Here is a 20547-nt window from a genome sequence, read left to right on the forward strand (position 1 = left end):
TGATGATGCAGTTCTCTAAAATGCATGGCCTTGGCAACGATTTTATGGTCGTCGACGCGGTAACGCAGAATGTCTTTTTCTCCCCGGAGCTGATCCGCCGCCTGGCAGATCGGCATCTGGGCGTGGGGTTTGATCAGCTGCTGGTGGTCGAGCCGCCGTACGATCCCGACCTCGATTTTCACTATCGCATTTTCAACGCGGACGGCAGCGAAGTGTCACAGTGCGGCAACGGCGCACGCTGCTTTGCCCGCTTTGTCCGCCTGAAAGGGTTGACCAACAAACGCGATATTCGCGTCAGCACGGCAAACGGTCGAATGGTGTTAAGCGTCACCGACGACGAGCTGGTGCGCGTGAATATGGGCGAGCCAAACTTCGAGCCTTCCGCCGTGCCGTTTCGCGCGAACAAAGCGGAAAAGACCTATATCATGCGGGCTGCCGAGCAGACAGTATTGTGCGGCGTCGTCTCGATGGGTAACCCGCACTGCGTGATTCAGGTGGATGATGTTGAAACCGCTGCGGTTGAAACGCTCGGCCCGGTGCTTGAGAGCCACGACCGTTTTCCTGAGCGGGCCAATATCGGTTTTATGCAGGTGGTGAAGCGCGAGCACATCCGTTTGCGGGTTTACGAACGCGGCGCGGGCGAAACCCAGGCCTGCGGAAGCGGTGCCTGTGCGGCGGTTGCCGTCGGCATCTCCCAGGGGTTACTGGCAGAAGAGGTTCGCGTGGAATTACCGGGCGGTCGTCTTGATATCGCCTGGAAAGGACCGGGTCAGCCACTGTATATGACAGGCCCGGCGGCACATGTCTATGACGGGTTTATCCATCTATGAAACAACCAGGGGAAGAACTGCAGGAAACGGTGACGGAGCTGGACGACAGCGCTGTTGTTGATTATCTGCTGAACAATCCTGAGTTCTTTATTCGCAATGCACGCGTCGTCGAACAGATGCGCGTGCCACATCCGGTACGGGGTACGGTGTCGTTGGTCGAATGGCACATGGCACGTGCGCGCAACCACATCCATCAGCTCGAAGAGAACATGACGATGCTCATGGAGCAGGCCAACAACAACGAGAGCCTGTTCTATCGGCTGTTGAACCTGCAGGCGCGTCTGGCCTCGGCGCACAGCCTTGATGAGTTCCTGAGCCGCTTTCATCGCTGGGCGCGCGAGCTGGGTCTGGCGGGCGCAACGATTCGTCTTTTCCCCGACCGCTGGCGTATCGGCGCGCCGTCCGGGTTTACCCATCTGGCGCTGAGCCGCCAGGCATTTGAACCGCTACGTATTCAGCGCCTCGGGCATGAACATCACTATCTCGGGCCGCTAAACGGACCCGAACTGCTGGTGGTGCTGCCGGAAGCGAAAGCCATTGGCTCGGTGGCGATGTCCCTGATGGGCCGTGAAGGCGACCTGGGCGTCATCCTGTTTACCAGCCGCGATGCCCATCACTATGAGCAAGGCCAGGGCACGCACCTGCTGCAGGAAATTGCGCTCATGCTGCCCGAGCTGCTGGAGCGCTGGATTGAACGCATATGACGGATGCCCTGCTTGCCACCGACGTCACGCGCTTTTTGCGCTATCTCGGTGTAGAACGCCAGCTTAGCCCTGTTACGCTGCTGAACTATCAGCGTCAGCTTGATGCCATCATGCAGATTGCCGATGAAATCGGCCTGAAAAGCTGGCAACAATGTGACGCCGCGACGGTGCGCGGGTTTGTGGTGCGTAGCCGTAAAAAAAAGTTAAGCCCTGCGAGCCTGGCGCTGCGCCTCTCTGCGTTACGCAGCTTTTTCGACTGGCTGGTCAGCCAAGGGATCTTAAAAGCCAATCCGGCAAAAGGCATTGCCACGCCAAAAGCCCCGCGCCATCTGCCTAAAAATATCGATGTGGATGATGTGAATCGTCTGCTGGATATCGATCTTAACGATCCGCTGGCCGTGCGTGACCGCGCGATGCTGGAGGTGATGTACGGTGCCGGGCTACGTTTGTCCGAACTGGTTAACCTCGACCTGAAACACCTCGATCTTGAATCCGGCGAAGTGTGGGTGATGGGCAAAGGCAGCAAAGAGCGCCGCCTGCCGATTGGCCGCAACGCGGTTTCGTGGATTGAACACTGGCTGGATCTGCGTGGGCTGTTTGGCGCGGAAGAAAATGCGCTATTCCTGTCGAAGCTCGGCAAGCGCATCTCAGCGCGTAACGTGCAGAAGCGTTTTGCCGAGTGGGGCATCAAACAGGGGTTGAACAGCCACGTTCATCCACACAAGCTGCGCCACTCGTTTGCGACCCACATGCTGGAGTCGAGCGGCGATCTGCGCGGCGTGCAGGAGCTTCTCGGCCACGCCAATTTATCGACCACACAAATCTATACCCACTTAGACTTTCAGCACCTTGCCTCGGTGTATGACGCGGCGCATCCACGCGCCAAACGGGGGAAATAATGCGTTTTTACCGCCCACTCGGCCAGATTTCAGCACTCACGTTCGACCTTGATGACACCCTGTATGACAACCGTCCGGTGATTTTGCGCACCGAGCAGGAGTCGCTGGCGTTTGTGCAAAACTACCATCCCGCATTGAAAACGATGCAGAACAAAGACTTCCAGCAGCTGCGCCAGTCCCTGCGCGAAACCGAGCCGGATATTTACCACGACGTGACCGAGTGGCGACGCCGTGCGGTTGAGCAGGCAATGCTCAACGCCGGGCTGAGCGCGCGCGACGCGGCGATTGGCGCTGACGCTTCGATGGCAAACTTCGCCAAATGGCGCAGCCGCATCGACGTGCCGCAGGAGACCCACGACACGCTGGCAAAACTGGCCGAAAAGTGGCCGCTGGTGGCCATCACCAACGGCAATGCCCAGCCCGAACTCTTTGGGCTTGGAGAGTATTTTCAGTTCGTGCTGCGCGCCGGCCCGCACGGGCGCTCGAAGCCGTTCAACGACATGTATCACCTGGCGGCGGAAAAGCTGAACCTGCCGCTCGGCGAAATCCTGCACGTTGGCGATGACCTGACCACGGACGTGGCGGGGGCGATCCGCTGTGGCATGCAGGCCTGCTGGATCAAGCCGGAAAATGCCGATCTGATGACCGCGTCCGACGGTCGTCTTCTGCCGCACATCGAAATTTCGCGGTTGGCATCCCTCACGACGCTGATATAATCATCAATTGTTCTGTATAAATTACCAGGGTTTTGCAGTTGGAGGCCCGGTAAGCGAAGCGCCACCGGGCGTTTTGCTCTGTTCCTGAATATTATGTGACGGTGCCAATGGACGTTTCTTACCTGCTCGACAGCCTTAATGACAAACAGCGTGATGCGGTAGCCGCAACGCGCACCAATATGCTGGTTCTGGCTGGAGCGGGCAGTGGTAAGACGCGCGTGCTGGTTCACCGCATCGCCTGGCTGCAGAGCGTGGAAAACTGTTCGCCATACTCCATTATGGCGGTGACGTTCACCAACAAAGCGGCAGCGGAGATGCGCCACCGTATCGCACAGCTGATGGGCACCAGCCAGGGCGGCATGTGGGTCGGGACCTTCCACGGCCTGGCTCACCGTCTGCTGCGCGCACACCATATGGACGCTAACCTGCCGCAGGATTTTCAGATCCTCGACAGTGAAGACCAACTGCGCCTGCTGAAGCGCCTGATCAAGGCGATGAACCTTGACGAGAAGCAGTGGCCGCCGCGTCAGGCAATGTGGTACATCAACGGTCAGAAGGACGAAGGCCTGCGCCCGCACCATATCCAGAGCTTTGGCAACCCGGTCGAGCAGACCTGGCAGAACGTTTACAAGGCCTATCAGGAAGCGTGCGATCGCGCCGGTCTGGTGGATTTTGCCGAGCTGCTGCTGCGCGCGCACGAGCTGTGGCTTAACAAGCCGCATATTCTCCAGCACTACCGCGAGCGCTTCACCAATATCCTGGTGGATGAATTCCAGGATACCAACAACATTCAGTACGCGTGGATCCGCCTGCTGGCGGGCGATACCGGCAAAGTAATGATCGTCGGCGATGATGACCAGTCTATCTACGGCTGGCGTGGGGCGCAGGTGGAAAACATCCAGCGCTTCCTCAACGACTTCCCCGGTGCGCAAACCATTCGTCTGGAGCAAAACTACCGTTCAACCAGCAACATTCTGAGCGCGGCTAACGCCCTGATTGAGAACAACAACGGGCGTCTGGGCAAAAAGCTGTGGACCGACGGCGTCGACGGCGAGCCGATCTCACTTTACTGTGCGTTCAACGAACTCGACGAAGCACGGTTCGTGGTGAACCGCATCAAGACCTGGCAGGACAACGGCGGCGCGCTGGAGCAGTGCGCCATTCTCTACCGCAGCAACGCCCAGTCGCGCGTGCTGGAAGAGGCGCTATTGCAGGTGAGTATGCCGTACCGTATTTACGGCGGGATGCGATTCTTCGAACGTCAGGAAATTAAAGATGCGCTGTCGTATCTGCGCCTGATCGCCAACCGTAACGACGACGCAGCGTTTGAACGCGTGGTCAATACGCCAACGCGCGGCATCGGCGATCGCACGCTGGACGTGGTGCGTCAGGCATCGCGCGATCGTCAGCTTACGCTGTGGCAGGCGTGCCGCGAGCTGCTGCAGGAAAAAGCCCTCGCCGGTCGTGCGGCCAGCGCGCTGCAACGCTTCCTTGAGCTGATAGACGCTCTTGCGCAGGAAACCGCCGATATGCCGCTGCACGTGCAGACCGACCGCGTCATTAAAGACTCCGGCCTGAGAACGATGTACGAGCAGGAGAAGGGCGAGAAGGGCCAGACCCGTATTGAGAACTTAGAGGAACTGGTGACGGCAACGCGCCAGTTCAGCTACAACGAAGAAGACGAAGATCTGATGCCGCTGCAGGCATTCCTCTCCCACGCCGCGCTGGAAGCAGGCGAAGGGCAGGCGGACACCTGGCAGGATGCGGTTCAGCTGATGACCCTGCACTCCGCGAAAGGCCTGGAGTTCCCGCAGGTGTTTATCGTCGGGATGGAAGAGGGGATGTTCCCGAGCCAGATGTCGCTGGATGAAGGCGGACGCCTGGAAGAAGAGCGTCGTCTGGCCTACGTGGGCGTGACGCGTGCAATGCAGAAGCTCACGCTCACCTACGCCGAAACCCGCCGCCTGTACGGTAAAGAGGTGTATCACCGTCCTTCGCGCTTTATCGGTGAACTGCCGGAAGAGTGCGTGGAGGAGGTACGCCTGCGCGCCAGCATCAGCCGTCCGGTCAGCCATCAGCGTATGGGTGCACCAATCTCCGAAAACGACACCGGGTACAAGCTGGGCCAGCGCGTGCGCCACTCGAAATTCGGGGAAGGCACTATTGTGAATCTTGAAGGCAGCGGTGAACACAGTCGCCTGCAGGTGGCGTTCCAGGGGCAGGGGATCAAATGGCTGGTGGCCGCGTATGCGAAGCTGGAAACTGTGTAACTTTCAGAAAAATATCACTATTTTGTAATAATCTGCTAGCCTTATACGCTGGAGGTCAATTAATGCCCTTCCGCGTTCCGTTGCGTGTTGACGCCGCAGTTATTGCTGGCGTAACATGCGCGCACGATTACGCTAAGAGGACATTCGCCTTGGACACACCCAGTAGATACTGGCTCAATTCCCTGTCATCCAGGAACAACTCCTAAGGCTATCTCCTCATGCTGATGGCCTTAGTGGTTGTCAGCGACCTGCATTATTCCCGTCGCGCTGAGTCAGGCTGTTTAATGGTCTGAAACCCAAATCGTTTCTGTGTGCCCACCGAACTGTCCGATATTTTTTGCATTGGGAGTCCCGGTCATGTTGAGCGCATTTCAACTCGAAAAAAACCGACTGACTCGGCTTGAAGCCGAAGAGTCACAGCCCCTCATTGATGCCGTATGGGTGGATCTGGTCGAGCCGGACGACGATGAACGCCTTCGCGTACAATCTGAGCTGGGGCAAAGCCTCGCGACCCGTCCGGAACTGGAAGATATCGAAGCATCTGCGCGTTTTTTTGAAGACGAAGACGGTCTGCACATTCACTCCTTCTTCTTCTTTGAAGACGCCGACGATCACGCGGGGAACTCCACCGTGGCGTTTACCATCCGCGATGGTCGCCTGTTTACCCTGCGCGAGCGTGAACTGCCTGCGTTTCGTCTTTACCGTATGCGCGCCCGCAGCCAGGCGATGGTCGACGGTAACGCTTACGAGCTGCTGCTCGACCTGTTCGAAACCAAAATAGAACAGCTGGCGGATGAGATTGAAAACATCTACAGCGACCTGGAAAAGCTGAGCCGCGTGATCATGGAAGGCCATCAGGGCGATGAATATGACGAAGCGCTGTCAACGCTCGCGGAGCTGGAGGATATCGGCTGGAAGGTGCGCCTGTGTCTGATGGATACCCAGCGCGCCCTGAACTTTTTGGTGCGTAAAGCGCGCCTGCCGGGTGGCCAGCTGGAACAGGCGCGTGAGATCCTGCGCGATATCGAATCCCTTCTGCCGCACAACGAATCCCTGTTCCAGAAGGTCAACTTCCTGATGCAGGCGGCGATGGGCTTTATCAACATCGAGCAGAACCGCATCATCAAGATCTTCTCGGTGGTATCCGTGGTGTTCCTGCCGCCTACGCTTGTGGCCTCAAGTTATGGGATGAACTTTGAGTTTATGCCGGAGCTCAAGTGGAGCTTTGGCTACCCGGGGGCGATTATCTTTATGATCCTCGCCGGGCTGGCGCCGTATCTGTACTTTAAACGGAAGAACTGGCTTTGAGGATCCGCCCGGTGGCGCTACGCTTACCGGGCCTACAGAACGTGTAGGCCGGATAAGGCGCAGCTGCCATCCGGCAAAAAGGCGCTACAACCCTTTACGCACCCTGCGCTGGGTATAAATTGCATCCGCCACGAAAATCGCCAGTGCGACCCAGATGAAGGCGAACGTCACCATCTTATCCGCACCCGGCACTTCGCCGTAAAACACCACCGCCAGCAGGAACATCAGCGTCGGGCCGATGTACTGGAAGAAGCCGAGCGTCGAGAGGCGCAGGCGCGTTGCTGCGCCGGTGAAGCACAGAAGCGGAATCGTGGTGACTACGCCCGCCGCCATCAGCAGCACGTTCAGCGTCCAGGGGTTATTGCCCATGTGGCTGGTGGCGCTGTCGGCAATGCCAAACAGGTAAATCGCGGCCACCGGCAGCAGCCACAGGGTTTCGAACAGCATACCGGTTTGCGCTTCAACGGCGATTTTCTTACGTACCAGTCCGTAGAACGCAAAGCTGAACGCCAGGCCTAAGGCGATAACCGGCAGCGAGCCGAAGGTCCAGAGTTGAACCAGCACGCCGCAGAAGGCCAGAATCACGGCCACCCACTGCATCCGGCGGAAGCGCTCGCCGAGGAAAATCATCCCCAGCACAATATTCACCAGCGGGTTAATAAAGTAGCCGAGGCTGGCTTCGAGCATGTGATGGTTATTCACCGCCCAGATAAACAGCAGCCAGTTGCCGCCAATCAGTACGGCAGACAGCGCCAGCAGAAAGACCTTCTTCGGCGTTTTCAGGAGCGTTTTAACGCCTGACCACTGACGGCTAACGCTCATCAGCGCGATCATAAAGAAAAACGACCAGATCACGCGGTGAGTGAGGATCTCATCGGCGGGCACATAGTGGATAAATTTGAAATAAGCAGGCGCGATGCCCCAAATAAAATAAGCGGCAAGGGCGAGTAAAACGCCCTGCCGCGTCTGTTTAGCATCCATCAGGATAATCCGTTACAAAGTAGTGAGGCGATTTTACGCGATTTTGCCGTTTCAACCCACCATATAAGTGGCCGTTGCGCTGGCGATATACACTTGTTCTTCGTTATGTAACTCGACGCGGGCGACGGCCACTTTGTTGCCCGCACGGAGCAGGCTGCTGGTGCAGGTGAAGCGGTTTCCGCGCCCCGGACGCAGGTAGTCGACGCGTAAATCGATGGTTCCCATGCGCGATAAACGCTGGCGCAGTTCATCCTCGTTAATGGTGTCATGGCGCGTCAGCGTACTGCCCACGCAGACCAGGCCTGCCGCGACGTCCAGCGCGGAAGCAATCACGCCGCCGTGCAATATGCTTTGCGCCCAGTTGCCCACCATCATCGGCTGATTATTGAAGCTCAGCTGGGCAAAGGCTTTCTCATAACGCTCCAGCTCCAGTCCAAGCGCACGGTTAAACGGCATGTGGTAAACAAAAATCTCGCCCACAAGTTTCAAAGCTTCGTCGGCGGTAAGCGTGGCAGACATGAGAAGCGGCATCCTTATTGTTAATAAAATGTTGATTTTATGCTTCTGCAATAAGGAATTCCACTTTCAGAAACGAACAGGCGGAAGTTGGCGCGGAAGTATGTAGAATGTCCGGCACATAACTATTCACTCATTCTATATCTTTGCAGGAGAACACCACCGATGCGGACGTATCTGGGTTGGTTAATTGCGGCGGTTTCGCTGCCCCTCACAGCCTATGCGCAGGAAGCCACGGTTAAAAAGGTGCACGATGCGCCAGCCGTTCGCGGCAGTATCATCGCCAACCTGCTTCAGGAGCATGATAATCCGTTCACCCTTTATCCGTATGACACCAACTACGTCATTTACACCCAGACCAACGATCTCAACAAAGAGGCGATAAGTTCTTACAACTGGTCGGATAATGCGCGTAAAGACGAAGTGAAGTTCCAGCTAAGCCTCGCGTTTCCGTTCTGGCGCGGCATCGCCGGGCCTAACTCGGTGCTCGGTGCCTCTTATACCCAGAAATCCTGGTGGCAGCTCTCTAACCGTGGAGAATCGTCGCCGTTTCGTGAAACCAACTACGAGCCGCAGCTGTTCCTCGGCTTCGCAACCGATTATGAGTTTGCCGGCTGGACCCTGCGTGACGTTGAATTCGGTTTCAACCATGATTCCAACGGCCGTTCCGATCCCACCTCACGCAGCTGGAACCGCGCCTATACGCGCCTGATGGCGCAGAACGGCAATTTCATGGTGGAAGTCAAACCATGGTACGTCGTGGGCGATACCGACGATAACCCGGATATCACCAAATATATGGGTTACTATCAGCTTAAAGTTGGCTATCAAATCGGTGACGCAGTGCTGAGCGCCAAAGGCCAGTACAACTGGAACACCGGCTACGGTGGCGCAGAACTAGGCTTAAGCTATCCTATGACCAAACACGTGCGCCTCTACACCCAGGTTTACAGCGGTTACGGCGAGTCGCTTATCGATTACAACTTCAACCAGACCCGCGTCGGTGTGGGCGTGATGTTGAACGATATTTTCTAAGCAGCACGAATGTTTTTGCGTTAAACGTTGAAGTTTCTCTCTCAGGCGCTGAAAATAGCGCCTGTTTTATTTCTGGCATATGGGGTTAATGTGGCGCAGGCGGAAGTATTGAATCAGGAGTCGCTGGCTAAACAGGTTTTGCATGAAACCTTTGGCTACCAGCAGTTCCGCCCCGGCCAGGAAACCATCATTGAAACCGTGCTGGAAGGCCGCGATTGTCTGGTGGTCATGCCGACCGGCGGCGGTAAATCGCTCTGCTATCAGGTACCCGCGCTGGTGCTTAACGGCCTGACGGTGGTGGTATCGCCCCTTATCTCGCTGATGAAAGACCAGGTTGACCAGCTGCTTGCCAACGGCGTGGCGGCGGCCTGTCTTAACTCCACGCAGACCCGCGAACAGCAGCAGGACGTCATGGCTGGCTGCCGTAACGGGCAGATCCGCCTGCTGTACATCGCGCCGGAACGCCTGATGCTGGATAACTTCCTCGATCACCTGGCGCACTGGAATCCGGTGCTGCTGGCGGTGGATGAAGCGCACTGTATCTCCCAGTGGGGTCACGATTTCCGTCCGGAATATGCCGCGCTTGGCCAGCTGCGTCAGCGCTTCCCCGAGCTGCCGTTTATGGCGCTCACCGCCACCGCCGACGACACCACCCGCCTTGATATCGTTCGGCTGCTGGGCCTTAACGATCCGTTTATTCAGGTCAGCAGCTTCGACCGCCCGAACATCCGCTACATGCTGATGGAGAAGTTCAAACCGTTGGATCAGCTCTTACGCTACGTCCAGGAGCAGCGCGGCAAGTCGGGCATCATCTACTGCAACAGCCGTGCGAAGGTGGAAGACACCGCCGCGCGTCTGCAAAACCGTGGCTTTAGCGCCGCGGCCTATCATGCCGGGTTAGAAAACCACATCCGCGCCGACGTGCAGGAAAAATTCCAGCGCGACGATCTGCAAATCGTCGTTGCCACGGTGGCGTTCGGCATGGGGATTAACAAGCCCAACGTGCGCTTTGTGGTGCATTTCGACATTCCGCGCAATATCGAATCCTACTATCAGGAAACGGGCCGCGCCGGGCGTGACGGCCTGCCTGCGGAAGCGATGCTGTTTTACGATCCGGCGGATATGGCGTGGCTGCGCCGCTGTCTGGAAGAGAAGCCCCAGGGCCAGCTGCAGGATATCGAGCGCCACAAGCTCAATGCGATGGGCGCGTTTGCCGAAGCGCAAACCTGCCGTCGTCTGGTGCTGCTCAACTACTTTGGCGAAGGGCGACAGGAGCCGTGCGGCAACTGCGATATCTGCCTCGATCCGCCGAAGCAGTACGATGGCCTGATGGACGCGCGCAAGGCGCTCTCAACCATCTACCGCGTGAATCAGCGCTTCGGGATGGGCTACGTGGTGGAAGTGCTGCGTGGCGCGAATAACCAGCGTATCCGTGATATGGGCCACGACAAGTTGCCTGTCTACGGTATTGGCAAAGACCAGAGCCACGAGCACTGGGTCAGCATTATCCGCCAGCTGATCCACATGGGGTTCGCCACGCAAAACATTGCTCAACACTCCGCGCTTCAGCTTACCGAAGCGGCGCGTCCGGTGCTGCGCGGTGAAATTGAACTCAAGCTCGCCGTGCCGCGCGTTATTGCCCTGAAGCCGCGTGTGATGCAGAAATCCTACGGCGGCAACTATGACCGCAAGCTGTTCGCCAAGCTGCGTAAGCTGCGTAAAGCCATTGCCGACGAAGAGAACATTCCGCCTTATGTGGTCTTTAACGACGCAACGCTGATAGAGATGGCCGAGCAGATGCCGCTCAGCGCCGGTGAAATGCTCAGCGTTAACGGTGTCGGCACGCGCAAGCTCGAGCGATTCGGCAAGGAGTTTATGGCGCTTATTCGCTCTCATGCCGATGGTGATGATGAGGAGTAGTCAGCCGGCCAAAAAAGTGCCAGTATGATGACTCACTGTATTATTTCCCCGCGAGCTAATTATGTTAATGCTATTTCTCACCGTGGCATTAGTGCACATCGTTGCGCTGATGAGCCCCGGCCCTGACTTTTTCTTCGTATCGCAAACTGCCGTCAGCCGCTCCCGCAAAGAGGCGATGATGGGCGTACTCGGCATTACCATGGGTGTCATGGTGTGGGCAGCGGTGGCGCTGCTTGGCCTGAACCTGATTCTGGCGAAAATGGCCTGGCTGCATAACATCATCATGGTCGGCGGCGGCCTGTATCTGTGCTGGATGGGCTACCAGATGCTGCGCGGTGCGCTGAAGAAAGAAGAGAAAAAGCCGGAAGAGCCGAAGGTAGAACTGGCCACCGGCGGCCGCAGCTTTGTGAAAGGGCTGCTGACCAACCTGGCGAACCCGAAGGCGATTATCTATTTCGGCTCTGTGTTCTCGCTGTTCGTGGGCGATAACGTCGGCGCAGGCGCGCGCTGGGGGATCTTCCTGCTGATCGTGGTAGAAACTTTTGCGTGGTTTACCGTGGTCGCCAGCCTGTTTGCGTTACCGGCCATGCGCCGCGGCTACCAGCGCATCGCGAAGTGGATCGACGGCTTTGCCGGCGCGCTGTTCGCCGGCTTTGGCATCCACCTTATCATTTCTCGCTAAGCATGACGCGCTGACGCAAGCAGCGCGCCCACCAGCATAAACAGCGAACCAAACACCTTGTTCAGGGCCTTCATCTGTTTAGGCCCTTTAATCCACGCCGCAATCCGCTGGGCCAGCGTCGCGTAGCCAATCATCACGATGATATCGACAATGATGGTCGTCGCGCCGAGCACCACATACTGCATCACCTGCGGCTGATGCGGCACGATAAACTGCGGGAACAGGGCGGCAAGAAAAACGATGCTTTTCGGGTTAGTCAGGTTCACAAAAACCGCCCGTTTAAACAGACGGCCACGGGTTTGCGTCTGGGCGAGCATGTTCAGGTCAATCGAACCTGCCGTGCGCCACTGCTGAATACCCAGCCAAATCAGATATGCCGCACCGGCCCATTTCAGCACCTCAAATGCCAGCACCGAGCGGGAGAACAGCGTTCCCAAACCAATCCCCACCAGTACGATGTGGATGCCCAGCCCGGTTTGTAAACCGGCAATAGAGGCAACCGCGCCGCGATACCCGTGGTTAATAGAGGTGGTCATGGTGTTGATGGCGCCAGAGCCAGGGGAAAGGCTGAGGATGATGGATGTCAGCAGGTACGCGAACCACCACTCGAAGGTCATTTGAAGCTCCCGAATCGTCTGTTTTTATGCCACAATACGCTATTGTTGAGTCATTTTGTGACCGGTTACGAAAAAACGATATTCCTTGGCTTACGGGGGTGGAAACCCGATGTTTCAGCAGAAAAAGGACTGGGAAACTCGAGAAAACGCATTTGCTGCTTTCTCTATGGGGCCGCTGACCGACTTCTGGCGTCAGCGTGAGGAAGATGAGTTTACGGGCGTGGGTGATGTTCCGGTACGCTTCGTGCGTTTTCGCAACGAGAAAAACGATCGTGTGGTTGTCGTCTGTCCCGGACGCATCGAGAGCTATGTTAAATATGCGGAACTGGCCTATGACCTGGTTCACACCGGTTTTGATGTTCTGATCATCGATCACCGCGGGCAGGGGCTTTCCGGGCGCATGTTGCCGGACACCCATCGCGGCCACGTGGATAATTTCAGCGATTATGTCGACGATTTGGCCGCCTTCTGGCAGCAGGAAGTGGAGCCGGGCCCGTGGCGTAAGCGCTATATCCTGGCGCACTCTATGGGTGGCGCTATCTCTACGCTCTTTTTGCAACGCCATGAACACCAGTGCGATGCCATTGCGCTGACCGCGCCGATGTATGGCATTGTCATTCGTTTTCCTGACTGGATGGTGCGCCACATTCTCGACTGGGCTGAGGGCCATCAGCGCATTCGCGAGGGGTATGCCATCGGCACAGGACGGTGGCGCGCGCTGCCGTTTGCCATCAACGTGCTGACCCACAGCCGGCAGCGCTATCGCCGTAATCTGCGTTTTTATGCCGATGAACCACGCCTGCGCGTCGGTGGCCCTACCTGGCACTGGGTGCGGGAAGGTATCCTTGCGGGTGAACAGGTGCTGGCAGGCGTGGCGAATGACGCCACCCCGACATTGTTAATCCAGGCGGAAGAGGAGCGTGTGGTCGATAACCGCATGCATGACCGCTTTTGTGAACTGCGCGCCGCCGCCGGACACCCTTGTGAAGGGGGTAAACCGCTGGTCATAAACGGCGCGTACCATGAGATCCTTTTCGAAAAGGACGACATGCGCTCAGTCGCGCTTAACGCCATCGTTGAATTTTTCAACAGGCATAACTGATTCTTGTTTTTTTACCAGAGGTTGAAATCCCTATGTACCAGGTTGTCGCATCTGATTTAGATGGCACGCTGCTTTCGCCCGACCACACCCTGTCGCCTTACGCGAAAGAGACCTTAAAACTCCTGACCGCCCGTGGCGTGAACTTTGTGTTCGCCACTGGCCGCCACCACGTAGACGTGGGGCAGATCCGCGATAACCTGGAGATCAAAGCCTACATGATCACCTCCAACGGTGCGCGCGTGCACGACACCGATGGCAACCTGATCTTTACCCATAACCTCGACCGCGACATCGCCACCGATCTCTTCGGCGTGGTGAACAACAACCCGAATATCGTCACCAACGTGTACCGTGACGACGAGTGGTTTATGAACCGCCACCGCCCGGACGAGATGCGTTTCTTCAAGGAAGCCGTGTTTAACTACTCCCTGTACGAACCGGGGCTGCTGGATCCGGAAGGGATCAGCAAAGTGTTCTTTACCTGCGAAAACCACGAAGAGCTGCTGCCGCTGGAGCAGGCGATTAACGCGCGCTGGGGCGACCGGGTGAACGTCAGCTTCTCAACGCTGACCTGTCTGGAAGTGATGGCGGGCGGGGTCTCTAAAGGCCATGCGCTGGAAGCGGTAGCCAAACGTCTGGGCTTCGGGCTGAAAGACTGTATCGCCTTTGGCGACGGCATGAACGATGCTGAGATGCTCTCTATGGCGGGCAAAGGCTGCATCATGGAGAACGCGCACCAGCGTCTGAAAGATCTGCATCCTGAGCTGGAAGTCATCGGTACCAACGGTGACAACGCGGTGCCGAAGTACCTGCGCAAACTGTTTCTTGAATAATCTTCATTCGGTTGTTTATTGCTCAGTCGTCAACTAAAGAGTTCGCTACAATGCCTGTCCTTCTTTCTGAGAGACAAGCATTGTGGCGCTACTCATTATCACCACCATCCTGTGGGCCTTCTCCTTTAGCCTGATTGGCGAATACCTTGCCGGTTCGGTCGACAGCTACTTCTCGGTGCTGATGCGCGTGGGGCTGGCGGCGCTGGTGTTCCTGCCGTTTCTGCGCACGCGCGGGCAAACGCTGAAAACTCTCCTGCTATACATGCTGGTGGGCGCGATGCAACTCGGCATCATGTATCTGTTCAGCTTCCGGGCCTACGTTTACCTGTCCGTCTCGGAATTCCTGCTCTTTACCGTGCTTACGCCGCTGTACATCACGCTGATCTACGATCTGCTCAGCAGGCGTCGTCTGCGCTGGGGATATCTGCTAAGCGCTGCGCTGGCGGTCGTGGGGGCGGCGATTATTCGTTATGACAAAGTAAGCGATCACTTCTGGACCGGACTGATGTTCGTCCAGCTTGCCAATATCAGCTTTGCCATCGGCATGGTGGGCTACAAGCGCCTGATGGAGACCCGCCCGATGCCGCAGCACAACGCCTTTGCCTGGTTCTATATGGGCGCGGCAATCGTTGCGGTAGCGGCGTGGTTTATGCTCGGCAATCCGCAGAAGCTGCCGACCACGTCGCTACAGTGGGGCGTTCTGGTATGGCTGGGCGTGGTCGCGTCCGGGCTGGGTTACTTCATGTGGAACTACGGCGCGACCCAGGTCGACGCCGGTACGCTGGGGATCATGAATAACGTTCATGTGCCTGCCGGGCTGCTGGTCAACCTGGCGATCTGGCAGGAGCAGCCGCACTGGCCGAGCTTCATTATTGGGGGAGCAGTGATCCTGGCTTCGCTGTGGGTGCATCGCCGTTGGGTCGCTCCGCGCTCCGCACAAACGGAAGATGGTCGCACGCGTGGTTCCGCGTTGAGCGAATAAACGCTTCCGTAATCGGCTGACGCTGCTCGCCATCGCGCACGGCGGCGTACAGCCGGCTCCACAGTCCTTCACCCAGGGTTTTGGTCACCACCAGGCCCTGGCGTTCAAAACTCTCCACCACCCAGTGCGGCAGCGCCGCGATGCCCATTCTGGCGGCAACCATCTGAATCAACAGCAGGGTGTTATCCACGCTTTTCAGCTGTGGGCTGATGCCCGCTGGCTGGAGGAAATGACGCCAGATATCCAGTCGGCTGCGCTGAACCGGGTAAATCAGCAGCGTTTCCGTGGCCAGGTCTTCAGGGCTGATGCGCGTTTTGGCGGCCAGCGGATGGTCCGGGGCCAGCACCAGACGCACTTCGAAATCAAACATCGGGGAATAATGTAGCCCGCTGCGCGGCAGTATGTCCGAGGTCATCACCAGATCCAGCTCGCCCTGCTGGAGCGAAGGCTGAGGATCAAACGTCACGCCGGAGGTAAAGTCCATCTCCACCTGCGGCCACTTCTGGCGGAAGTTCTCAAGCGCGGGGGTCAGCCACTGAATACAGCTATGGCACTCAATGGCGATACGCAGCCGGGTCTGCTGCGGCTCGTTGCAGGACTGCAGGGCGCTCGCAATCTGCGGCAGCACCTGATTCGCGAGCTGGAGCAGAATTTCACCCTGCGGCGTAAAGCGCAGCGGCTGGCTCTTACGCACAAACAGACGAAAGCCAAGGCGTTGTTCCAGATCGCTGAACTGGTGAGAAAGTGCGGACTGGGTCTGATGCAGCGTGGCCGCCGCCGCCGCGAGTGAACCGCAGTTCCGCAACGCTTGTAGCGTTTTCAGGTGTTTTATCTCGATCATGAAAGTCCTTCACTTCGCCATGAACAATTTGCGCTTGAGGAATATACAGTACCTGCCAATTATAGATGTGTAAACATCTGGACGTCTAAATAACGAATTTCACAAGGGGCACACCATGACAATCCGTAATCACACTCTCGGTTTCCCTCGCGTTGGTCTGCGTCGCGAGCTGAAAAAAGCGCAGGAAAGCTACTGGGCGGGCAACCTCAGCCGTGAAGAATTGCTGGCAACGGGCCGCGAGCTGCGCGCACGTCACTGGGACCAGCAGAAAGACGCAGGCATTGACCTGCTGCCCGTGGGCGATTTCGCCTGGTACGACCATGTTCTGACCACCAGCCTGCTGCTTGGCAACGTGCCGGCTCGTCATCAGAACAGCGATGGATCGGTAGATATCGACACCCTGTTCCGCATTGGCCGTGGCCGTGCGCCAACGGGTGAGCCAGCGGCAGCGGCGGAAATGACCAAATGGTTCAACACCAACTATCACTATATGGTGCCTGAGTTTGTGAAAGGTCAGCAGTTCAGGCTGACCTGGACCCAGCTTCTGGATGAAGTGGACGAAGCGCTGGCGCTGGGGCATCAGGTGAAACCTGTCCTGCTGGGGCCGGTGACGTACCTGTGGCTGGGCAAGGTAAAAGGCGAGCCGTTCGACCGCCTGAGCCTGCTGAACGACATTCTGCCGGTCTACAAACAGGTGCTCATTGAGCTGGGTAAACGCGGTATTCAGTGGGTACAAATCGATGAGCCTGCGCTGGTACTGGAGCTGCCGCAGGCATGGCTGGATGCCTTCAAGCCGGCATATGCCGCGCTTACCGGGCAGGTGAAGCTGCTCCTGACCACCTATTTTGAAGGCGTCACGCCGAACCTGAATACCATTACCGCGCTGCCGGTGCAGGGCCTGCACGTTGACCTGGTCCACGGCAAAGACGATGTGGCAGCGCTGCACAAACGCCTGCCGGAAGAGTGGCTATTATCCGCAGGCCTGATCAACGGTCGTAACGTCTGGCGCGCCGATCTGACCGAGAAATATGCACAAATTAAAGACATTGTCGGGAAACGTGAGCTGTGGGTCGCATCGTCCTGCTCGCTGTTGCACAGCCCCATCGACCTGAGCGTTGAAACCCGTCTGGATGCGGAGGTGAAAAGCTGGTTTGCCTTTGCCCTGCAGAAATGCCAGGAGCTGGCCCTGCTGCGCGACGCCCTTAACAGCGGCGACACGGCGGCGATTGCCGAATGGAGCGCCCCGATTCAGGCGCGTCGTCACTCATCCCGCGTTCACAACCCGGCGGTAGAGAAACGCCTGGCGGCCATTACCGCCCAGGACAGCCAGCGTCAGAGCGCCTATGAGGTGCGTGCTGAAGCCCAGCGTGCCCGCTTTAACCTGCCTGCCTGGCCAACCACCACTATCGGCTCGTTCCCGCAGACGACTGAAATCCGCGGTCTGCGTCTCGACTTCAAAAAGGGCAAGCTGGACGCCAGCCACTACCGCACCGGTATCGCTGAGCACATCAGGCAGGCGATTACCGAGCAGGAGCGTCTCGGCCTGGACGTGCTGGTTCACGGCGAAGCCGAGCGTAACGACATGGTGGAGTACTTCGGCGAGCATCTCGACGGCTTCGTCTTTACCCAGAACGGCTGGGTCCAGAGCTATGGCTCCCGCTGCGTGAAACCGCCGGTGGTGATCGGCGATATCAGCCGCCCGGAAGCGATCACCGTGGAGTGGGCGAAGTTTGCCCAGTCGCTGACCGACAAGCCGGTGAAAGGCATGCTGACCGGCCCGGTGACCATTCTTTGCTGGTCTTTCCCGCGTGAAGACGTTAGCCGCGAAACCATCGCGAAGCAGATCGCGCTGGCGCTGCGTGACGAAGTGGCGGACCTCGAGGCGGCGGGCATCGGCATCATCCAGATTGATGAACCGGCGCTGCGTGAAGGCCTGCCGCTGCGTCGCAGTGACTGGGACGCCTATCTGAAGTGGGGCGTGGAGGCATTTCGCATCAACGCTGCCGTGGCGAAGGACGACACGCAGATCCACACCCACATGTGTTACTGCGAGTTTAACGACATCATGGACGCTATTGCCGCGCTGGACGCCGACGTGATCACCATCGAGACCTCGCGCTCGGACATGGAGCTGCTGGAATCGTTCGAGGAGTTTGATTACCCGAATGAAATCGGGCCGGGCGTGTACGACATTCACTCGCCAAACGTGCCCAGCGTGGAGTGGATTGAGGCTCTGCTGAAGAAGGCCGCCCAGCGCATTCCGGCAGAGCGCCTGTGGGTGAACCCGGACTGCGGCCTGAAAACGCGCGGCTGGCCGGAAACCCGAAGCGCCCTGGCAAACATGGTGAAGGCGGCGCAGAACTTGCGTCAGGGGTAATATAATCGCCCACCCAAAATGTAGGCCCGGTAAGGCATCGCCGCCACCGGGCTTTTGACTTTTACGCTTTCTTCCCGCCGTACTGGCTAAACCATGCCAGCATTCTCTGCCAGCCATCTTTGGCAGACTCCGCGTGATAGCTCGGACGATAATCGGCATTGAAGGCGTGTCCGGCATCCGGGTAAACCACGATCTCCGCCTTTGCGTTAGCCGCGCGAAGCGCATGGCGCATCGTGTCGACCGTATCCAGCGGAATACCGGTGTCCTGACCGCCGTACAGCCCCAACACAGGCGCGTTGAGATCGGTCGCGATATCAACAGGGTGCTTCGGCGAATTCAGCGTTTTTTCCCCAACCAGTTTGCCGTACCAGGCCACGGCGGCTTTAAGCTGCGGATTGTGTGCGGCATACAGCCAGCTAATGCGCCCACCCCAGCAGAAGCCGGTGACCATCAGACGGTGCGGATCGCCGCCGTTGCGCGCCGCCCAGCTGGCGACGTGGTCGAGGTCGGCCAGCACCTGTGCATCCGGCACTTTGCTGACTAAATTACTGAACAGCGTCGGAATATCGCTGTAGTCATTGGGATCGCCCTGGCGAAAATAGAGTTCTGGCGCAACGGCCAGATAACCCTCCAGCGCCAGGCGGCGGCAGAGGTCGCGAATGTGCTCGTGAACGCCAAAAATCTCCTGAACTACAATCACGATCGGCAGCGGACCCTCCGCCGATTCTGGCCGCGCGTGATAAGCAGGCATATTCTCTCCCTGTGTGGGAATCGAGGTTTCACCAGCGGTAATCGCCTCTTCAGGCGTTGAGACGAGGGTGGAAGCATGAGGGGCCGCAGCAGGTGCAAAGCCGGTTTTTTCAGTCATGGCATTCTCCGTACCAATGAGTTAGCGCAAAGGTAAATATAGACACCAGGTTAACAATCCACAGTGCCTGATACGGTCTATCTTTTGTGCAGTGCCCCACGATATAACTTGTTAATGTGATGTAAATCACTATTTGACGGAAATTAACTGCAATCATTTTCATTCATGGTGAGATGTGTCACGAAATTCAGCGCTTTGCTTCTGTAAAGTACCTTTTTACTTCTTCTGACTAACCGACCCACAGAGGAGTCACCTATGTCTAAGTCTGATGTTTTTCATCTCGGCCTCACTAAAAACGATTTACAAGGGGCTACGCTGGCTATCGTCCCTGGCGATCCTGAGCGTGTGGAAAAGATCGCCGCGCTGATGGATAAGCCGGTTAAGCTGGCAGCCCATCGTGAATTTACCACCTGGCGCGCGGAGCTGGATGGCAAAGCGGTCATCGTCTGCTCTACCGGTATCGGTGGCCCGTCGACCTCCATCGCTGTTGAAGAACTCGCTCAGCTGGGCATTCGGACTTTCCTGCGTATTGGTACCACGGGCGCCATTCAGCCACACATCAACGTGGGTGACGTGCTGGTCACGACCGCATCCGTGCGTCTGGATGGTGCAAGCCTGCACTTTGCGCCGATGGAGTTCCCGGCCGTCGCTGATTTTGAATGTACCACTGCGCTGGTGGACGCGGCGAAATCCATTGGTGCCACCACGCACGTGGGCGTCACCGCCTCTTCAGATACCTTCTATCCGGGCCAGGAGCGTTACGACACCTTCTCTGGCCGCGTGGTCAGCCGCTTTAAAGGCTCCATGGAAGAGTGGCAGTCAATGGGCGTGATGAACTACGAAATGGAATCTGCAACCCTGCTGACCATGTGTGCCAGCCAGGGCCTGCGCGCCGGTATGGTGGCGGGCGTTATCGTTAACCGCACTCAGCAGGAGATCCCGAACGCTGAGACCATGAAGCAGACCGAAAGTCATGCGGTGAAAATCGTGGTTGAAGCGGCTCGCCGCCTGATCTAATCCTCTCTTCTGAGATAAAAGGCCGACACGTTCGGCCTTTTCTTTTTGC

At 57.6% G+C, this 20547-nt stretch carries 20 protein-coding genes; 15 read left to right on the top strand and 5 right to left on the bottom strand.

Annotated features, from left to right (window positions below; translation table 11 throughout):
• Positions 1 to 5: 5 nt before the first annotated feature.
• The 7 genes from dapF to corA all read left to right on the top strand — a co-directional run bounded on the left by dapF (position 6) and on the right by corA (position 6727).
• Entirely contained in the window at positions 6 to 830 is an 825-nt protein-coding gene (gene dapF, locus QLG21_RS07875; RefSeq protein WP_042322730.1) for a diaminopimelate epimerase, read from the top strand.
• A complete protein-coding gene (locus tag QLG21_RS07880) occupies positions 827 to 1534 on the top strand; it encodes a DUF484 domain-containing protein (RefSeq protein ID WP_101738475.1) in 708 nt (235 codons plus the stop codon). The genes dapF and QLG21_RS07880 overlap by 4 nt, the downstream gene beginning before the upstream one ends.
• Entirely contained in the window at positions 1531 to 2433 is a 903-nt protein-coding gene (gene xerC / locus QLG21_RS07885) for a tyrosine recombinase XerC (protein ID WP_153689242.1), read from the top strand. The genes QLG21_RS07880 and xerC overlap by 4 nt, the downstream gene beginning before the upstream one ends.
• Entirely contained in the window at positions 2433 to 3149 is a 717-nt protein-coding gene (yigB, locus tag QLG21_RS07890) for a 5-amino-6-(5-phospho-D-ribitylamino)uracil phosphatase YigB (protein WP_006179240.1), read from the top strand. Before xerC ends, yigB begins: the two co-directional genes overlap by 1 nt.
• 107 nt (positions 3150 to 3256) lie before the next feature.
• The gene (uvrD, locus tag QLG21_RS07895) at positions 3257 to 5419 is read left to right on the top strand and encodes a DNA helicase II (RefSeq protein WP_006179241.1); all 2163 of its coding nucleotides are present in this window, start codon (positions 3257 to 3259) and stop codon (positions 5417 to 5419) included.
• Between the two features lie 149 nt (positions 5420 to 5568).
• Positions 5569 to 5625 (top strand): YsgD/CorL family protein, encoded by a 57-nt coding sequence (gene ysgD, locus QLG21_RS07900; RefSeq protein ID WP_212743980.1) that lies wholly within the window; start codon positions 5569 to 5571, stop codon positions 5623 to 5625.
• Positions 5626 to 5776: 151 nt separating this feature from the next.
• On the top strand, positions 5777 to 6727 hold the full coding sequence (gene corA, locus QLG21_RS07905; RefSeq protein ID WP_006179243.1) for a magnesium/cobalt transporter CorA: 951 nt from the start codon (positions 5777 to 5779) through the stop codon (positions 6725 to 6727).
• Positions 6728 to 6811: 84 nt separating this feature from the next.
• Here corA and rarD read toward each other — a convergent pair whose 3' ends face one another.
• Both rarD and yigI read right to left on the bottom strand, forming a co-directional pair.
• Positions 6812 to 7708 (bottom strand): EamA family transporter RarD, encoded by an 897-nt coding sequence (gene rarD, locus QLG21_RS07910; protein WP_006179244.1) that lies wholly within the window; start codon positions 7706 to 7708, stop codon positions 6812 to 6814.
• A 51-nt stretch (positions 7709 to 7759) separates the two neighbouring features.
• The gene (gene yigI, locus QLG21_RS07915; RefSeq protein ID WP_042322734.1) at positions 7760 to 8227 is read right to left on the bottom strand and encodes an acyl-CoA thioesterase YigI; all 468 of its coding nucleotides are present in this window, start codon (positions 8225 to 8227) and stop codon (positions 7760 to 7762) included.
• Positions 8228 to 8389: 162 nt separating this feature from the next.
• On the opposite strand from yigI, the gene pldA reads away from it, so the two are divergent.
• The 3 genes from pldA (at position 8390) to rhtC (ending at position 11861) form a co-directional block, all read left to right on the top strand.
• Positions 8390 to 9259, top strand: a complete 870-nt coding sequence (gene pldA / locus QLG21_RS07920; protein WP_006179246.1) for a phospholipase A — start codon at positions 8390 to 8392, stop codon at positions 9257 to 9259.
• A 90-nt stretch (positions 9260 to 9349) separates the two neighbouring features.
• Positions 9350 to 11179, top strand: coding sequence for an ATP-dependent DNA helicase RecQ (gene recQ / locus QLG21_RS07925; RefSeq protein WP_058610829.1), 1830 nt, complete (start codon positions 9350 to 9352; stop codon positions 11177 to 11179).
• A gap of 61 nt (positions 11180 to 11240) precedes the next feature.
• Positions 11241 to 11861 (top strand): threonine export protein RhtC, encoded by a 621-nt coding sequence (gene rhtC, locus QLG21_RS07930; protein ID WP_006179256.1) that lies wholly within the window; start codon positions 11241 to 11243, stop codon positions 11859 to 11861.
• Here the strand turns inward: rhtC and rhtB are convergent.
• Positions 11858 to 12478 (bottom strand): homoserine/homoserine lactone efflux protein, encoded by a 621-nt coding sequence (rhtB, locus tag QLG21_RS07935; RefSeq protein WP_137903829.1) that lies wholly within the window; start codon positions 12476 to 12478, stop codon positions 11858 to 11860. The genes rhtC and rhtB overlap by 4 nt on opposite strands.
• Positions 12479 to 12587: 109 nt before the next feature.
• On the opposite strand from rhtB, the gene pldB reads away from it, so the two are divergent.
• The 3 genes from pldB (at position 12588) to QLG21_RS07950 (ending at position 15395) form a co-directional block, all read left to right on the top strand.
• On the top strand, positions 12588 to 13580 hold the full coding sequence (pldB, locus tag QLG21_RS07940; RefSeq protein WP_006179259.1) for a lysophospholipase L2: 993 nt from the start codon (positions 12588 to 12590) through the stop codon (positions 13578 to 13580).
• Positions 13581 to 13612: 32 nt separating this feature from the next.
• Complete coding sequence (yigL, locus tag QLG21_RS07945; protein WP_141113605.1) at positions 13613 to 14413, top strand: sugar/pyridoxal phosphate phosphatase YigL; 801 nt, start codon at positions 13613 to 13615, stop codon at positions 14411 to 14413.
• An 82-nt stretch (positions 14414 to 14495) separates the two neighbouring features.
• Positions 14496 to 15395, top strand: a complete 900-nt coding sequence (locus tag QLG21_RS07950; protein ID WP_006179261.1) for a carboxylate/amino acid/amine transporter — start codon at positions 14496 to 14498, stop codon at positions 15393 to 15395.
• On the opposite strand, the gene metR is transcribed toward QLG21_RS07950, so the two are convergent.
• The gene (gene metR, locus QLG21_RS07955; protein ID WP_006179262.1) at positions 15283 to 16236 is read right to left on the bottom strand and encodes an HTH-type transcriptional regulator MetR; all 954 of its coding nucleotides are present in this window, start codon (positions 16234 to 16236) and stop codon (positions 15283 to 15285) included. The genes QLG21_RS07950 and metR overlap by 113 nt on opposite strands.
• A 115-nt stretch (positions 16237 to 16351) precedes the next feature.
• Here metR and metE point away from each other — a divergent pair, with 115 nt between their 5' ends.
• Positions 16352 to 18613, top strand: a complete 2262-nt coding sequence (gene metE / locus QLG21_RS07960; protein ID WP_282484191.1) for a 5-methyltetrahydropteroyltriglutamate--homocysteine S-methyltransferase — start codon at positions 16352 to 16354, stop codon at positions 18611 to 18613.
• Between the two features lie 61 nt (positions 18614 to 18674).
• Here the strand turns inward: metE and QLG21_RS07965 are convergent, their stop codons facing one another.
• Positions 18675 to 19481: a dienelactone hydrolase family protein gene (locus QLG21_RS07965; protein WP_058610823.1), complete on the bottom strand. Its 807-nt coding sequence runs from the start codon at positions 19479 to 19481 to the stop codon at positions 18675 to 18677.
• A gap of 255 nt (positions 19482 to 19736) precedes the next feature.
• On the opposite strand from QLG21_RS07965, the gene udp reads away from it, so the two are divergent.
• Positions 19737 to 20498, top strand: coding sequence for a uridine phosphorylase (udp, locus tag QLG21_RS07970; protein ID WP_006179273.1), 762 nt, complete (start codon positions 19737 to 19739; stop codon positions 20496 to 20498).
• Positions 20499 to 20547: the final 49 nt, after the last annotated feature.

This window comes from Enterobacter sp. V87_3 (genome assembly GCF_029967835.1).
GTDB classification, from domain to species: Bacteria; Pseudomonadota; Gammaproteobacteria; order Enterobacterales; family Enterobacteriaceae; genus Enterobacter; species Enterobacter cancerogenus.

What these genes read in the sequence shown, in the direction of transcription:
- pldB (WP_006179259.1), top strand. Translation starts at nt 12,588, where the DNA reads ATGTTTCAGCAGAAAAAGGACTGGGAAACTCGAGAAAACGCATTTGCT.
- corA (WP_006179243.1), top strand. Translation starts at nt 5,777, where the DNA reads ATGTTGAGCGCATTTCAACTCGAAAAAAACCGACTGACTCGGCTTGAA.
- QLG21_RS07880 (WP_101738475.1), top strand. Translation starts at nt 827, where the DNA reads ATGAAACAACCAGGGGAAGAACTGCAGGAAACGGTGACGGAGCTGGAC.
- rhtC (WP_006179256.1), top strand. Translation starts at nt 11,241, where the DNA reads ATGTTAATGCTATTTCTCACCGTGGCATTAGTGCACATCGTTGCGCTG.
- rhtB (WP_137903829.1), bottom strand. Translation starts at nt 12,478, where the DNA reads ATGACCTTCGAGTGGTGGTTCGCGTACCTGCTGACATCCATCATCCTC.
- yigB (WP_006179240.1), top strand. Translation starts at nt 2,433, where the DNA reads ATGCGTTTTTACCGCCCACTCGGCCAGATTTCAGCACTCACGTTCGAC.
- yigL (WP_141113605.1), top strand. Translation starts at nt 13,613, where the DNA reads ATGTACCAGGTTGTCGCATCTGATTTAGATGGCACGCTGCTTTCGCCC.
- udp (WP_006179273.1), top strand. Translation starts at nt 19,737, where the DNA reads ATGTCTAAGTCTGATGTTTTTCATCTCGGCCTCACTAAAAACGATTTA.
- dapF (WP_042322730.1), top strand. Translation starts at nt 6, where the DNA reads ATGCAGTTCTCTAAAATGCATGGCCTTGGCAACGATTTTATGGTCGTC.
- QLG21_RS07965 (WP_058610823.1), bottom strand. Translation starts at nt 19,481, where the DNA reads ATGACTGAAAAAACCGGCTTTGCACCTGCTGCGGCCCCTCATGCTTCC.
- uvrD (WP_006179241.1), top strand. Translation starts at nt 3,257, where the DNA reads ATGGACGTTTCTTACCTGCTCGACAGCCTTAATGACAAACAGCGTGAT.
- yigI (WP_042322734.1), bottom strand. Translation starts at nt 8,227, where the DNA reads ATGTCTGCCACGCTTACCGCCGACGAAGCTTTGAAACTTGTGGGCGAG.
- rarD (WP_006179244.1), bottom strand. Translation starts at nt 7,708, where the DNA reads ATGGATGCTAAACAGACGCGGCAGGGCGTTTTACTCGCCCTTGCCGCT.
- metE (WP_282484191.1), top strand. Translation starts at nt 16,352, where the DNA reads ATGACAATCCGTAATCACACTCTCGGTTTCCCTCGCGTTGGTCTGCGT.
- pldA (WP_006179246.1), top strand. Translation starts at nt 8,390, where the DNA reads ATGCGGACGTATCTGGGTTGGTTAATTGCGGCGGTTTCGCTGCCCCTC.
- metR (WP_006179262.1), bottom strand. Translation starts at nt 16,236, where the DNA reads ATGATCGAGATAAAACACCTGAAAACGCTACAAGCGTTGCGGAACTGC.
- xerC (WP_153689242.1), top strand. Translation starts at nt 1,531, where the DNA reads ATGACGGATGCCCTGCTTGCCACCGACGTCACGCGCTTTTTGCGCTAT.